The sequence below is a fragment of the Streptomyces alboflavus genome (genome assembly GCF_000716675.1).
GTDB classification, from domain to species: Bacteria; Actinomycetota; Actinomycetes; order Streptomycetales; family Streptomycetaceae; genus Streptomyces; species Streptomyces alboflavus.
Genome location: NZ_JNXT01000060.1, coordinates 1 through 14055, shown reverse-complemented (window position 1 = coordinate 14055; position 14055 = coordinate 1). Strand labels below are relative to the sequence as shown.

General features: G+C 73.3%; 13 protein-coding genes and 1 pseudogene. 6 read left to right on the top strand and 8 right to left on the bottom strand.

Annotated elements, in window-relative coordinates; translation table 11 throughout:
- Window positions 1-101: 101 nt before the first annotated feature.
- From OO63_RS33615 to OO63_RS33595, 5 genes and pseudogenes are all read right to left on the bottom strand, one after another.
- Window positions 102-971: an alpha/beta fold hydrolase gene (locus OO63_RS33615; protein ID WP_030358991.1), complete on the bottom strand. Its 870-nt coding sequence runs from the start codon at window positions 969-971 to the stop codon at window positions 102-104.
- Between the two features lie 130 nt (window positions 972-1101).
- Window positions 1102-1833 (bottom strand): nitroreductase family protein, encoded by a 732-nt coding sequence (locus OO63_RS33610; RefSeq protein WP_030358992.1) that lies wholly within the window; start codon window positions 1831-1833, stop codon window positions 1102-1104.
- A gap of 102 nt (window positions 1834-1935) precedes the next feature.
- A pseudogene (locus OO63_RS33605) lies at window positions 1936-3090 on the bottom strand (lysophospholipid acyltransferase family protein); the annotation flags it as partial.
- Between the two features lie 224 nt (window positions 3091-3314).
- Entirely contained in the window at window positions 3315-4178 is an 864-nt protein-coding gene (locus tag OO63_RS33600) for a phosphatidate cytidylyltransferase (protein WP_030358994.1), read from the bottom strand.
- Window positions 4175-4858, bottom strand: coding sequence for a CDP-alcohol phosphatidyltransferase family protein (locus OO63_RS33595; RefSeq protein WP_234311200.1), 684 nt, complete (start codon window positions 4856-4858; stop codon window positions 4175-4177). The genes OO63_RS33600 and OO63_RS33595 overlap by 4 nt, the downstream gene beginning before the upstream one ends.
- A 77-nt stretch (window positions 4859-4935) precedes the next feature.
- Between OO63_RS33595 and OO63_RS33590 the strand changes: the two genes are divergently transcribed.
- Window positions 4936-5496, top strand: a complete 561-nt coding sequence (locus tag OO63_RS33590; RefSeq protein WP_234311201.1) for a GNAT family N-acetyltransferase — start codon at window positions 4936-4938, stop codon at window positions 5494-5496.
- A 61-nt stretch (window positions 5497-5557) separates the two neighbouring features.
- Here OO63_RS33590 and OO63_RS33585 read toward each other — a convergent pair whose 3' ends face one another.
- On the bottom strand, window positions 5558-6568 hold the full coding sequence (locus tag OO63_RS33585) for an NADP-dependent oxidoreductase (RefSeq protein ID WP_030358997.1): 1011 nt from the start codon (window positions 6566-6568) through the stop codon (window positions 5558-5560).
- Between the two features lie 124 nt (window positions 6569-6692).
- Between OO63_RS33585 and OO63_RS33580 the strand changes: the two genes are divergently transcribed.
- A complete protein-coding gene (locus tag OO63_RS33580) occupies window positions 6693-7595 on the top strand; it encodes a LysR family transcriptional regulator (RefSeq protein WP_030358998.1) in 903 nt (300 codons plus the stop codon).
- A gap of 282 nt (window positions 7596-7877) precedes the next feature.
- On the top strand, window positions 7878-8006 hold the full coding sequence (locus OO63_RS47435; protein WP_087885970.1) for a hypothetical protein: 129 nt from the start codon (window positions 7878-7880) through the stop codon (window positions 8004-8006).
- Between the two features lie 36 nt (window positions 8007-8042).
- Here OO63_RS47435 and OO63_RS33575 read toward each other — a convergent pair whose 3' ends face one another.
- The gene (locus OO63_RS33575) at window positions 8043-9632 is read right to left on the bottom strand and encodes a purple acid phosphatase family protein (protein ID WP_030358999.1); all 1590 of its coding nucleotides are present in this window, start codon (window positions 9630-9632) and stop codon (window positions 8043-8045) included.
- A gap of 176 nt (window positions 9633-9808) precedes the next feature.
- On the opposite strand from OO63_RS33575, the gene OO63_RS33570 reads away from it, so the two are divergent.
- The gene (locus OO63_RS33570; RefSeq protein ID WP_030359000.1) at window positions 9809-10849 is read left to right on the top strand and encodes a 3-isopropylmalate dehydrogenase; all 1041 of its coding nucleotides are present in this window, start codon (window positions 9809-9811) and stop codon (window positions 10847-10849) included.
- 249 nt (window positions 10850-11098) lie between these two features.
- Window positions 11099-12187, top strand: coding sequence for a branched-chain amino acid aminotransferase (locus tag OO63_RS33565; RefSeq protein WP_030359001.1), 1089 nt, complete (start codon window positions 11099-11101; stop codon window positions 12185-12187).
- 147 nt (window positions 12188-12334) lie between these two features.
- Here OO63_RS33565 and OO63_RS33560 read toward each other — a convergent pair whose 3' ends face one another.
- Entirely contained in the window at window positions 12335-12997 is a 663-nt protein-coding gene (locus tag OO63_RS33560; protein ID WP_030359002.1) for a TetR/AcrR family transcriptional regulator, read from the bottom strand.
- Window positions 12998-13165: 168 nt separating this feature from the next.
- Between OO63_RS33560 and OO63_RS33555 the strand changes: the two genes are divergently transcribed.
- Window positions 13166-14055 (top strand): zinc-binding dehydrogenase (locus OO63_RS33555; RefSeq protein WP_051811422.1); only part of this gene is annotated, 890 nt, incomplete at its 3' end.

The following is a 14055-nucleotide window of genomic DNA, read 5'->3' as shown; positions in this document are numbered from 1 at the left end:
GTCGGGCCCGCCTGCGGCCCGACGCCACCCCGACCCCCGCCCCCGGCCTGGGCCCCACCCCGGCCGGGGGCGGTGACGTATCCGTGTCGGCCCACCCGACTTCAGCACACGCGCCGGGCCAGGAAGTCGTCCATCAGGCCCGCGATCTGCTCCGCGTGCGTCTCCAGGGCGAAGTGGCCCGTCGGCAGCAGGTGGATCTCCGCCTCGGGCAGGTCGCGCTGGAAGGCGAGCGCCCCGGCGGGCACGAAGATCTCGTCGTGGCCTCCCCACACGGCGAGCACCGGCACCTGGCTCGCGCGGAAGTACGCGTGGAAGTCCGGGTAGAGGTCGATGTTGCTGCCGTAGTCACCCATGAGGGCGAGCTGGATCTCGTCCTGGCCGTCCCGCGCCATCATGGCCACGTCGTGGTCCCAGGCGTCCGGGCTGACCGCGCTCGGGTCCGGTACGCCGTGCGTGTACTGCCACTTGATGCCCTCGGGGGAGCGGATCTCGCGGACGGGCCCGGCCGTCTCCTCGCTCGGCGCCGCGATGTACGCGAACACGGGCGCCCACGCCTCCTTGCCGAGCCCGTCCTCGTAGGCGTTGCCGTTCTGCGTGACGATCGCCGTGACCCGGTCCGGGTGGGCGAGCGCGAGGCGCAGGCCGATCGGGGCGCCGTAGTCCTGCACATAGAGCGCGAACCGGTCCAGGCCGATCTTCTCCGTGAACTCGGCGGTGACAAGGGCGAGTTCGGCGAAGGTGTACGGGAAGTCCGTGGCCGCGGGGGTCGCCGAGCGGCCGAAGCCGACGTGGTCCGGCGCGATGACGCGGTACCGCCCGGCGAGGCGCGGGATGAGGTCGCGGAACATGTGCGAGCTGGTCGGGAAGCCGTGCAGGAGCAGCAGGGCGGGGGCGTCGGCGGGACCCGCCTCGCGGTAGAAGATCTCGTGGCCGCGGACCTCGACGGACCAGTAGTGCACCTGGGCGCGCATATCTAACCCCTCATCGCTCTTTCAGTGGTTGTCGATGAGGTGATTCGAGCATGCCTCCGGCTAACCAGTCAAGTGTCTTTTACTGGTTAGCCGGAGGCGGGGGTGCGGTGCCGGGGGCGGGCCGGTGCGGTCAGACCTCCACGAGGACCTGGTCCAGGGACTTCCGTACGAGGTCGGGGACCTGGCAGTCCGGGGCCGGATAGCCGACGGGGAGCACCGCGAACGCCTTCTCGTTCGCCGGGCGGCCGAGCACCTCCGACAGGAAGCGCATCGGGCTCGGCGTGTGCACCAGCGCGGCCAGGCCCGACAGGTGCAGGGCCGAGAGCAGCATGCCGACGGCGATGCCCACGGACTCGTCCACGTAGTAGTGCTTGTGTTTCGTGCCGTCCTCGCCGAGCCAGTAGCGCTGCTGGAAGACGACGATCAGCGCGGGCGCGTCGGTGAGGTGCCGCTTCACCTCGTCCGTGCCGAGCGGGCGCAGCGCGGCCAGCCACTCCTCGCCGAGCCGCCCGTCGTAGGAGATGCGCTCCTCGTGCTCGGCGGCCTCGCGGATCCGGCGGCGTATCTCCGGATCCTGTACGAGGACGAAGGTCCACGGCTGCTGGTGCGCGCCCGACGGCGCGGTGGCCGCGCAGGCGATGGCGTCCCGCACGGCCTGCGTCGGCACCGGGTCCGACGAGAACTGCCGCACCGTGCGGCGCTCCCGCATGCGGTCCCTCAACTCCGCGGCCTGGCTGAGGGATTCGGCCTCCGGCATGCGGGCCGGGCGGTAGGGGACGGAGCGGTAGGGCTGCCCGTGGATGGGGGTCCAGCGCTCTTCGGTGTGTCCGGTCTCCGGCTTGCTCTGTTCGGTATCAGGCATGAGCCGAGTGTGCCGCGCGGGGGCGGGGGCGGACAGGGGGCGGCGGCGGGTTTCGGGGGCGGGGCCGGTGCCCGTGGGGCGGCCCCGCCGGGCAGTCGGCGGTCAGCTCCAACTCCGTACGATCAGCGTCAGGCCGATCGTGAATCCGGTGCCGAGCAGGGCCAGATACAGGCCGTAGAACCGGCGCAGGCGGTGGGCGAGGAAGCCGAACGCGCCGCACACGAGGCCCACCGTGAGGGTGCGCGAGCCGCGCGCGAGGGCCGACTGGGCCAGCCAGTCCGGGGCCGGGACGTCGGCCTTGCCCGCTCCGGCCGCGTACACCTTGAAGGGGATGCCGTTCCACGGCTGGTCGTGGACGGCCGTCGCTCCGTGCGCGGCCAGCTCCGCGCGCACCTCCGCGCGCATGCGGTCCGTGGTCAGGGGCTGCGGCAACTGCGCGCCCGACGCGGCGAGTTGGAGGGCGAGGACGCCGCCCGCCAGCGTGCCCGCCAGGGCCGCGAGGGACAGCTTCAGGGCGCGGCGCGGCACCGCAACGCACACGATCGCCAGGAGCAGCTCCGGCATCAGCGGCCAGCTCAGGGCCTCCGCGAACGCCCAGGCGAACGCGAGCGGGAGGGCCCAGCGGGTCGCGAGGACGCGGGCGACGCGCTTGCGGACGCGGGAGTCCCTGAGGGGTTCCTCGGTCGTACGGCGGTGCAGTTCCGACACCGCCGCGCGGGCCTCCTCCGGGGTCGCCGTCGGCGGGAGCGGGGTGCCGATGCGGACGCGGACCAGGGACGGGCGCAGGGTGCCGTGCTTCGGCAGGAGGCGGTCCGTGCCCGCGATGCCCACCGGGACCACGGGGACGCCCGCCGCCCTCGCCAGGACCAGGGCGCCCTTGTGGAACGCGCCCAGCTCGCCCGCCCGGGCGCGGGTGCCCTCCGGGAACAGGACCACCGCGCGGCCCGCGCGCAGGTCGGCCGTCCTCGCCAGGAGGTCGTCCATGCCGCCGCCCGTGCGGCGTACGGGGAAGCCCGCGGCGAGGCGGGAGCAGATGCGGCTGCGCCAGGGGGAGGCGAACCAGTAGTCCGCCGCGGCGGCGATCGTGGGGGCGTGGCGGGCGTCCAAGGCGGCGAGGAGGGCCGCCGTGTCCGCGTGGGAGCTGTGGTTGGCCACGACCACGCAGCCGCCCTTGGGGAGGTGGCCGTGGCGGGAGACGCCTCCGGTGAGGGTGAGGAGGGTCCACCAGAGGGCTCTCCGTAGGAAAGCTGCGCTGCGCTTTCCCCGATCCCGCCCCTTCCCGAAACCGGGGCTGCGCCCCTGGACCCCGGGGGTGGGTTTTCCCGTCGGGTGGGACGGGGGCGCCGTCGAATCGGCGCTTCGCGCCTCGTCCTCAAACGCCGGACGGGCTGAAAACTTCGCCCGGCCGCGTGTTCGGCGAGCCGGACCGTGGAGGCGGTGCGGGCGTCCCACTCGGTGCGGACGGGTGCGGGTCAGCGTCGTCACAGTGTCACCGCCATCGTCACCAGGAGGGCCAGGAGCAGGGAGTCGATCCGGTCCAGGAGGCCGCCGAAGCCGGGGAGCCAGGTGCCCGCGTCCTTGACGCCCGCCTCGCGTTTCACCATGGACTCCAGGAGGTCGCCGAGGACGCAGCCGGTGAGGACGGCGAGCCAGAGCAGGGGCGTGAAGGCGCCGACCGCGGCCAGGGCTGCCGCGGTCGCGGCGGCCGAGCCGAGGACGCCCGCCCAGGTCTTGTTGGGGGACAGGGCGGAGAGGGGGCGGGCCAGGGGGCCGCGGCGGCCCAGGGCCGTGCCGCCGCACCACGCGCCCACGTCGCCGAACGCCACCGCCACGCCCACCGCCACCGCCGTGTCGCCCAGCAGCACGAGGCCGGTCAGGGACACGGGGATCCACAGCAGGCCGAAGACGGTACGGGCGGCGCGGGTGAAGCCGTGGGCCGCGTCGCCCGAGAACAGCGCGGGCAGCGCGGCGACGAGCAGGAGTCCGCCGACGACGCGTACGTCCAGGGTGTCCGGCGCGGCCCAGGCCGCCGCCGGGAGCAGCACCGCCGCCGCCCACAGCACCGCGCGCTCGGCGCGCGGCAGGGCCGCCATCCGCGCGTACTCGCCGACCGCGACCGCCCCGAGCCCCGCCGCGAGCACGAACGCGCCCGCCGGGCCCGCCCAGAACGCCCCGAGGAACAGCGGCGCCGCCAGCGCCCAGGTCCGCCACCGCCGCCGCAACTCGGCCCGCATCCGCACCCGCGCGGGCAGCGCGGCCACGGCCACACCCCCGGCGCCCAGCACCCCCGCCACGACCGGCACGGCCCGCCCGACCGTCTCCCCGACCAGGATCGCGAGACTCATCGCGCCCTCAACTCCTGCTGTGTCGAGGGGACGTCGGCCTGCTCGGGTGTCCGGGGCCGCCCCGGCTCCTGCGTCCGCCCCAATTCCCCCCACAGCCGCACGCCCCGCGTCACCGCCGTCACCGCCGAGCCCGCCGCGATCACCGCGAGGACCGGCACCCACCACCCGGACGCCGCCGCCACGACCGCCAGGGCGCAGCGTTCCGTCTTGCCGACCGGGCCGCCGTTGAGACGCGGTGCGCCCGCCGCCGCGCCCGCGAGGGACACCCAGGACGGGAGGGTCGCGGCCAGGGCCGCCGTGGCCACCAGCCACAGGGGGGCGAGCGTGAGGAAACCGGCGATGACGGCCAAGTCGGCCGCTCTGTCGCCCAGTTCGTTGAGGAGGGAGCCGCGGCGCGTCGTGCGGCCGGTGTCGCGGGCCAGGGCGCCGTCGAGGTTCGCGAACGCCAGGCGGGCCGCGAGCAGGAGCGCCACCGGCAGCGCCGCGAGCGGGGCCGGGAGCCAGGCGAGGGCCGCCCCCGCGCCCGCCGCGCACACCACGCCCGCCGCGGTCAGGGTGTCCGGGGACACCTCGCGGCGGGCCAGCGCGCCGCGTACGCCGGAGAGCTTCCGCGCGTACCACGGCTTCAGCGCGTACAGGCCGGGACCCGGGGATCCCGAGGAGCCAGAGGAAGCGTTCATGCAGGTGACTCTGCCGCCGCCGGGGGCACCGGAAAATCGGGGTGCGTACTCAAATGGGGTCTGAGTACCGTGGGTCCGTGATCAGTCAGACCACCTCTCCTTCCGCCGGCGGCACGGTGCTGCGCACAGCCCACACCGCCGACCTCTCCGCCGCCGAACTCCAGGCAGGACGCGCCCTGATGGACCTCGCCTTCGACGGCGACTTCGGCGACGAGGACTGGGCCCACGGGCTCGGCGGCATGCATGTGCTCGTGCACGACTCGGACGGCACGCTGCTCGCGCACGGCTGCGTCGTCCAGCGGCGCGTCCTGCACAACGGCCGTTCCCTGCGCGTCGGTTACGTCGAGAACGTCGCCGTGCGCCCCGACCGGCAGCGCCAGGGCCTCGGCGGCCAGGTGATGAGCGCCCTGGAGCGGATCGTCGACGGCGGCTACGACCTCGGCGTCCTCTCGCCCTCCGACGAGGGCGAGAAGCTGTACCGCGCGCACGGCTGGGAGACCTGGTCGGGCACCGTCGGCACGCTCGGCCCCGAGGGCCCGGTGTCCATGCCGGACGAGGACCCGCCGATGGTGTGGGGCTCCGACCTCGACCCGGCCCACGAACTGCTCATCGACTGGCGGGACGGGGACGTGTTCTAGGGCCTGTCGACGGGTCGGCGCGGCGTCGCGACGGACAGGCCCCAGCGGTCGTGCCGTACGGCTACGCTGGTGTCGCGCGAATGATCATCTTGCCCACGTTCTCGCCGCGCAGCATCCCCAGGAACGCCGTCACGATGTGGTCGAAGCCGTCCACGATCGTCTCGTCGAGGCCGATCCGGCCGCTCTGCAGATGCGGCACCACGAAGTCGTACAACTCGTCCTGCAGATGACGGTGGTTGCGCACGTGGAAGCCCTCCATGCGCAGGCTCTTCTCCACGATCTCGGTGAGGTTGCGGGGCGCGGACAGCGGCTCCAGGGCGTTGTACTGCGCGACGGTGCCGATCCGCACGATCCGGCCGAACTCCCGCAGCCCCTCGATCGCCGCCTCCAACTGCTCGCCGCCGACGTTGTCGACGTACACGTCCACGCCGTCGGGGGCCGCCTTCGCGAGCAGGTCCACGGCGGGACCCGCGTGGTAGTCGAAGGCGGCGTCGTAGCCGACCTGCTCCGTCAGGTACGCCACCTTCGCGGGCGAGCCCGCGCTGCCGACGATCCGGCCCGCGCCCATGACCCGCGCGAGCCGCCCCGTGGCCGTGCCCACGCCGCCCGCCGCCGCGGAGACGAACAGGTCCTCGCCCTCGCGGAGCTTCGCGATCCGGGTCAGGCCCACGTACGCCGTCAGGCCCGTGCCGCCGAGGATGCTCATGTGCGCCGACAGCGGCACCCCGTCGAAGCGCGGAAGCCGCTGGGCCTCCTCCGGGGTGACCACCGCGTGGGTGCGCCAGCCCTGCCGATGGAAGACGATCTCGCCCTCGGCGATCTCCGGCGTCCGGGAGGCGGTCACGCGGCCGATGGTGCGCCCTTCGAGCGGGGCGTTCAGGGCGAACTCGCCGTCCATCATCTCGCGGTGGTAGGGGTCGACGGACCAGTACAGGTTCTCCACCAGGGCGGTGCCCGGCGCGGGCTCCGGCACCGCGGACTCCACGAACGCGAAGTCGTCGGGGGTGGGGAAGCCGTGCGGGCGGGCGATCTGGTGGACGGTGCGGGCGGTGGCGCCGGAGATGCTGTTCATGGAGCCGACCGTAGGCGGGGAATGCGGGGGAGCGGCAGAGGGTTCGGTTCATGGAACGCGCCGAAGCATGAGCGCTCCTCATGGGAATCCATGACACGAACCAGACAGGACCAGGTGGGAACCGGTGGCCGAGCCCGACCTCGCCCCGCACGAGCTGCGGATCATCGTCGCCGTCGAGCGCGCCCGGAGCTTCTCCGGCGCCGCCCGGGACCTCGGCCTCACGCAGTCGGCGGTGTCGCACTCCGTGCGCGGCACGGAGCACAAGCTCGGCGCGGTGCTCTTCGAACGCGGCCGCAAGGGCGCAACGCCCACCCCGGCGGGCGAGCGGGCCGCCGCCCACGCGCGCCGCGTGCTGCGGCTCCTGGAGACCCTCGTCGCCGAGACCAGAGGTGCGGCAGGTGCCGCGGACGGCAGCGGCCCCGGGGCGCCCACCCTCACCGGACCCCTCCGCGTCGCCGCCTTCCGCAGCGCCGCCCTGCACCTGCTCCCGCCCGCCCTCGCGAACCTGCGGGCCCGCCACCCCGGCCTTGAGCCCGAGGTCCGCGTCGTCCGCGAGCTGGGCCGCGGCACCGCGGGCGAGGTCGCCGACGGGCGCGCGGACCTCGGCATCGCCACCATCGGCACCACCTCGCCGATCCCGCAGGGCCTTGTCGGCGATGTGCTCGTCGAGGAGCCCTACTCCTTCGTGCACCCGGCCGGGCACCCCGACCCGCGCTCCCTGCCGCTGGTGGACTGGGCCGAGAACTGCACCTCGTACACCCGCGACTGGTGGGCGGGCCAGGACTGGATCCCGCGGGCGACCACGCAGACCGAGGACGACGGTGCGGTGCTCGCGATGGTGAGCGCCGGGCACGCCATGGCGATCATGCCCGCCCTGTCCCTGACCGGAGCGCCCCCGACGGTGCAGATCACCGATCTCGGCGCCGACAGACCGACACGCTCGGTGGGCTATGTCACCACGCCGGAGCTGGCCGGATCGCTGGCCGTCCGGGCCCTGATCCGGGAACTGCGGGCGCTGCGCGCGTGACCCGAAACGGAAGAGGAGGCGGTCGACCCGGTGGGAGCCGTCTCAGATAGTAGGAAGCCCGAGTAATTGTAGAGACAAGTGAGCGAAGCTGTCTTAGCTTTGTAGGAGCCGAACGTCTCGCTCGATCAAGCGATTGGCGGCTGCGAGCCGGGCCCCGCGCAGGCGAACCCTGCGGCCCGCGCTCCCCGCCCTTCTGGCGTCTCGTAACCCTCCCTATTTCCGCGTACGACCGTACGTACGTGGATCCGCACTCCCGGATGCGATCTAAGGAGTCGATTTCCCATGGCCGAGACGACCGCCCGCCGAGTCCGCCACGCCGTCCGCCCCAGCGAGTCCGAGCGCAAGAACGCCGCCGCCGCCCTGCAGCGCGCCCTCGACCGCAGGGACAACGGCGGCGAGACGGGGCACTGAGCCCCGCCCGCCCGCGCTGCCCGCAGCCGTCCCGCGCTACTTGCCGCGCCTGATCTCGAAGTGGTCGACGCGCTCGCCGCTCTCCGCGAGCGCCGAGACCGTGAGCTTCGGGTCGGACCCGGCCGTCACCTCCACCGCGAGGAACGAGAAGCCGGTGTAGCGCACCCGTGACCACTGCACCGTGTCCGGGTCGGGCAGGCGCAGCTTGGTCCAGTGGAAGGTGAGGATCGTGCCCTCGTCCTTCTCGTGGCCCTCGTAGCTGTCGTCGACCCCGGCCGGGAAGCTGTACAGGTCCTTGCCGGCGCCGCCCGCGGTGACGTACACGATGCCGTCGCGCGTCGGATCGGTCGACGCGCCGACCGGCACCGGCTTGCCGACCTCGCCGCCCTTGACGGCGTCGGTCCGCTCGTAGACGTGGTTGTGGCCGTTGATCACCAGATCCACCTGATGCCTGGTGAACAGCGGCAGCCACGCGTCGCGCACCCCGCCGTCGGAGCCGTGCGTCGCCGTGGAGTACGTGCAGTGGTGGAAGAACACGACGATGAAGTCGATGTCCTCGTCGGCGCGCAGCTGCCCGAGCCGCTTGTCGAGCCAGGCGGTCTGCTTGCCGTCCGTGTAGCCCTTGTTGGCGGGGATCTCGTACGAGACGTCGTTCGCGTCCAGGGCGACGACGCCGACGTTGCCGTAGCGGAACGAGTAGACGCCCGGCGCGTTCTTCGCGTCGAAGCCGTTCTCGGGCAGCGACCAGCGGGCCGACTGGCCGCCGTAGCCGTTCGGCGAGTACCACGCCTCCATGTCGTGGTTGCCGGTCGTCACCATCCACGGCACGGACTTCGCCACCGACTCGGTCTGCGCGAGGAACTGGTCCCACACGCGGGCGTCGTACCTGTCGCCCTCCTTGCCGTGGCCCGTGGTGTCGGCGTAGCAGATGTCGCCCGCGTGCAGATGGAACGACGGGTTCTGGCCGAGGATCAACTGGTCGTTGGCCAGCGCCTCGTAGCTCACGCCCTGGTCGCCGAAGGCCGTGAACACGAACCTCTCCGGGCGCGCGGGCGCGGTGCGGAACGAGCCGAGCGTGGCCATCCGCTCCGGAGACGCCGGGTCGAAGCCGTCGTGGCCGACGCCGTAGTAGTACGTCGTGCCGGGCTTCAGGCCGTCGAGCGCCACGTGCAGGTAGTACTGCTCGACCTTCGGGAGCTTCTTCGACAGGGACGGCGTGTGCAGGTCGCGCACCTCCGCCTCGATCTTCCGGCTCAGCTCCCAGGGCTTCAGGCCCACCCGTACGTAAGGGGACTTGACCGCGAACGGCACCTGCCAGGAGATCCGCATCTGGGTCTTCGGGTCGGCGCCGAAGGCGAGATGGCGGCCGAACGGCGCGACGAGCCTCCCGTCGACCTTCACCGGGCCGCGCGGGGCGGCGAGCGGGGCCGTGCCGGTGGGGCGCTCGGCGTACGCGCTGCCCGAGCTGCCCGCGAGCAGGCCGATGCCGCCGGCGACGCCCGCCGTGGCGAAGGAACTGGCGAGCACCTTGCGGCGCGAGAGCTTCCCGCGCAGGTACTCGTGCTGCTCCGGCATGCTCAGGCGGCTCGCGAGCTCCTCCGGGAGCCCGACGTTGGGGGTGTCCATGACCAGGGAACTTCCCAGGAGCGTCCAACTCAGGCCGGACGTACAGGTGAAGGATGCGTGTCCATGTGGTGGCGCACGCGCGGAACCCGGCCGCCGCCGTCCGCGGGTCCGCCACGCGCCTGTCCGTATGACGGACAGGGAATGTCATTGGATGGGACGAGGAGTACGGTGCCGTCATGTCTCGCAGCATCAATCTCGCAGTGATCCCCGGAGATGGGATCGGCCAGGAAGTCGTGGCCCAGGGGCTCAAGGTCCTCAACGCCGTCCTCCCGCAGGATGTGAAGCTGGAGACCAAGGAGTACGACTTCGGGGCCCGCCGCTATCACGCCTCCGGTGAGACCCTCACCGACGCCGACCTCGCGGACCTCAAGAAGCACGACGCCATCCTGCTCGGCGCCATCGGCGACCCCTCGGTCCCCTCCGGCGTCCTGGAGCGCGGCTTCCTGCTCAAGCTCCGCTTCGCCTTCGACCACCACGTCAACCTGCGCCCCTCGCGGCTGCTCCCGGGTGTGGCCACGCCGCTCGCGGGCCAGCCCGAGATCGACTTCGTGGTCGTGCGCGAGGGCACCGAGGGCCCCTACACCGGCAACGGCGGCACCATCCGCAAGGGCACCCCGCACGAGGTCGCCACCGAGGTCTCCGTGAACACGGCCTTCGGTGTGGAGCGCGTCGTCCGGGACGCCTTCGCCCGCGCGCAGGCCCGCCCGCGCAAGAAGCTCACGCTGGTCCACAAGAACAACGTGCTCGCCTTCGCGGGCCATCTGTGGACGAACGTCTTCAACAAGGTGGCCGAGGAGTTCCCCGAGGTCACCACCGACTACATCCACGTCGACGCGGCCACGATCTACCTGGTCACCGACCCCGCCCGCTTCGACGTGATCGTCACCGACAACCTCTTCGGCGACATCATCACCGACCTCGCCGCGGCCGTCTCCGGCGGCATCGGCGTCGCGGCCTCCGGCAACATCAACCCCAGCCGCGAGTTCCCCTCGATGTTCGAGCCCGTGCACGGCTCGGCGCCCGACATCGCGGGCCAGGGCAAGGCCGACCCGACCGCCACCGTGCTGTCCGTCGCCCTGCTCCTGCGCCACCTCGGGTACGACAACGAGGCGGGCCGCGTCGAGGAGGCCGTCTCCGCCGACCTCGGCGGACGCGGGGACACCACTCGTACCACCGACGAGATCGGCGACGCGCTCGCCGTACGCGTAGCGGGCTGATCCGCCGGCCACCAGCTCCGTCACAGCAAGCCGCCGGGTCGCACGCGCACCCGGCGGCTTCTCGTTTGCGGTCCCCGGGTGTCACCATCGAACCCAGGGCCGCCCCAGGCCGCCGTTTCGTCCAGGTCGTCCCACGAGCGATAATCGAACGTGGGGCCGCGAAACGGCGCACGCCCGGACGCCGCGAGCAGCGCGCGTACGGGTCTCGGCGCGGTCCGTCACACACAAACCGGTGAAGGACACGCAACCATGACGACGCCCACGATCGAGCTCAAGCCCTCCTCGACCCCGGTCTCCGCCAAGGAGCGCGAGGCGGTCCTGGCCAGCCCCGGGTTCGGCCGCCACTTCACCGACCACATGGTGACCATCCGCTGGACGGAGGGCCGCGGCTGGCACGACGGCCAGCTCGTGCCGTACGGCCCGCTCGCCCTGGACCCGGCGACGACCGTCCTGCACTACGCCCAGGAGATCTTCGAGGGCCTCAAGGCCTACCGCCAGCCCGACGGCTCCGTCGCCCTGTTCCGCCCCGAGGCCAACGCCCGGCGCTTCCAGGCCTCCGCCCGCCGCATGGCCATGCCGGAGCTGCCCGTCGAGACCTTCCTCGACGCCTGTGACGCGCTGGTCCGACAGGACATCGACTGGGTGCCCGCGCACGGCGGCGAGGAGTCGCTGTACCTGCGCCCGTTCATGATCGCCACGGAGGCCGGGCTCGGTGTGAAGCCCGCCAACGAGTACCTCTTCGTCGTCATCGCCTCGCCCGCCGGCGCCTACTTCCCCGGCGGCGTCAAGCCCGTCTCCATCTGGCTCTCCGAGGACCGCGTGCGCGCCGTCCCCGGTGGCATGGGCGACGCCAAGACCGGCGGCAACTACGCCGCGTCCCTGCTCGCCCAGGCCGAGGCCGCCGAGAAGGGCTGCGACCAGGTCGCCTACCTCGACGCCGTCGAGCACAAGTGGGTCGAGGAACTGGGCGGCATGAACCTGTACTTCGTGTACGGCGACAAGATCGTCACCCCCGAGTTGACCGGCTCCCTGCTCGCCGGGATCACCCGCGACTCCCTCCTCTCCGTCGCCCGCGACCTCGGCTACACCTCCGAGGAGGGCCGCGTCTCCATCGACCAGTGGCAGGCCGACACCGCGAACGGCACCCTCACCGAGGTCTTCGCCTGCGGCACCGCCGCCGTCATCACGCCCGTCGGCACGGTCAAGTCCGCCCGGGGCGAGTGGACGCAGAGCGACGGCGCGCCCGGCGAGGTCACGATGAAGCTGCGGGACGCGCTGCTCGACGTGCAGCGGGGTGTCGCGGCGGACCCGCACGGGTGGATGCACCGCCTGGGCTGAGTCCTTCCCGCACCGTACGGCCACGGAGGCCGGGCCCGGCAGTCGCTGCCGGACCCGGCCTCCGTGCCGTTTCTGTGCCGTTCCATGCCGCTTCTGCGCGGTTTCTGCGTCGCCTCTGCGCCGCTTCCGTGCCGCTTCCGGGTTGCTTCAGGCGGGCCCGGTGCGCGCGGTGAGCGCCAGGCTCTCCGGCGCGGCCGCGCTCGCCCGGCGGAACGCGGCGGCCAGAGCGGCCCGTTCGGGCGCGGGCGCGCCGGTCGTCCATGAGTCCAGGCCGCGGTGCCAGGCGGCCACGAGCAGGTCCACGGCCAGCCGCGCGCGGAGGTGGTCCGGGTCGTCCGGGACGCCGCCGAGCTCGAAGCGGCGTACGACGATGTCCAGGGCGGCCCGGCCGGTGCGGTCGCAGAACGCGAGGCCGTGCGCGTCCATCGACGGGTTCCGCGCGGCGAGACGGCGGCTCAGGAGCACGCGGTGCGCCCACTCCTCGCCGGGCATCCGGTCGAGCGTGCCGAGCAGGACGTCACGCAGCAGCTCGTGCAGCGGCCCGCCCTGCGGCCGCGCCTGCTCCAACTCCTCCAGGAACGCCGTCCACAGGTCGTGCAGCGGTGCGCAGGCCACGTCCTCCTTGCTGGTGAACGTCCGGAAGAAGGTCCGCTTCGACACCTCCACGGTGTCGCAGAGCTCGTCCAGCGTGACGCCGTCGAAGCCGCGCTCCGTGAACAGCACCAGGGCGGAGTCGACCAGGGCCTGCCGGGTGCGGAGCTTCTTGCGTTCGCGCAGCGGGAGCTGGGGGGCGGGGCGGGCGGAGTCCATGCGGGGAGTGTAGCCCGGTAGCCAATGCCCCTTGATGGCTTCTGCCACTGAGTGGCACTATGGCTGCGCCGCGGTTCGGCGCCGCCGGGCTGCGCCCCGCCCTGCCCCGCGCTGTGGCGCTCTGTCTGCTCCGCCTGCCCTGTCGTGCCTGTGAAAGGTGACTTCGTCATGCGTGCTCTCCTCGTCGACCCCGACGCCTCCGCCGGACTCCGTCTCGGCACCGCGCCCGACCCCGAACCCGCCCCGCACCAGGCCCTGGTCCGGGTCGCCGCGACCTCCCTCAACTACGGCGAGGTCGCGAGCGTCCTGCCCGGTGCCGCGCCCGGCGCCGTCCTCGGCTGGGACGCCGCCGGACACGTCGAGCGGGCCGCCGCCGACGGCTCCGGGCCCCCGGTCGGCACCCCCGTGGTGACCCTCGGCGAGGCGGGTGGATGGGCCGAACTCCGCGCCGTGGACACGGGGTTCATGGGTGCCGTGCCGGACGGGGCCGACCTCGGCGCCATCAGTGCGATCCCCGTCGCCGGGGCGAGCGCGCTGCGGGCCCTGCACCGGGTGGGGCCGCTGCTCGGGCGGCGGGTCCTGGTCACCGGGGCGACGGGCGGGGTCGGGCGGTACGCCGTGCAGCTCGCCCGGCGAGGTGGTGCGTACGTCGTCGCCTCGACCGGCGATCCGGGTGCGCGGGGCGAGTCGCTGCGGGCGCTCGGCGCGCACGCCGTCGTCGGGGACCCCGAGGAGGTCGACGCGCCGCTGGACGGCGTCGTCGATCTCGTCGGTGGGCGGCAACTCGTCTCCGCGTACGAGAAGTTGGCGGAGGGTGGGGTGCTGGTCGCCGTGGGGCACTCGGGTGGGGACGACGAGCACTTCGCGCACGGGGTGCTGTACGGGGACCAGGGGCGGCACGACCGGTCGATCGTGAGCTTCTTTCTGCTGGGGTGTGCGGGGTTGGGGCGGGACCTGGCGTGGCTGGCGGGGGAGGTTGCCGCGGGGCGGCTTGATGCGGGGGGGGCGTGGCGGGGGGCGGGGGGGGGGGCCGGGGGGGGGGGGGGGGGGGGGGGGGC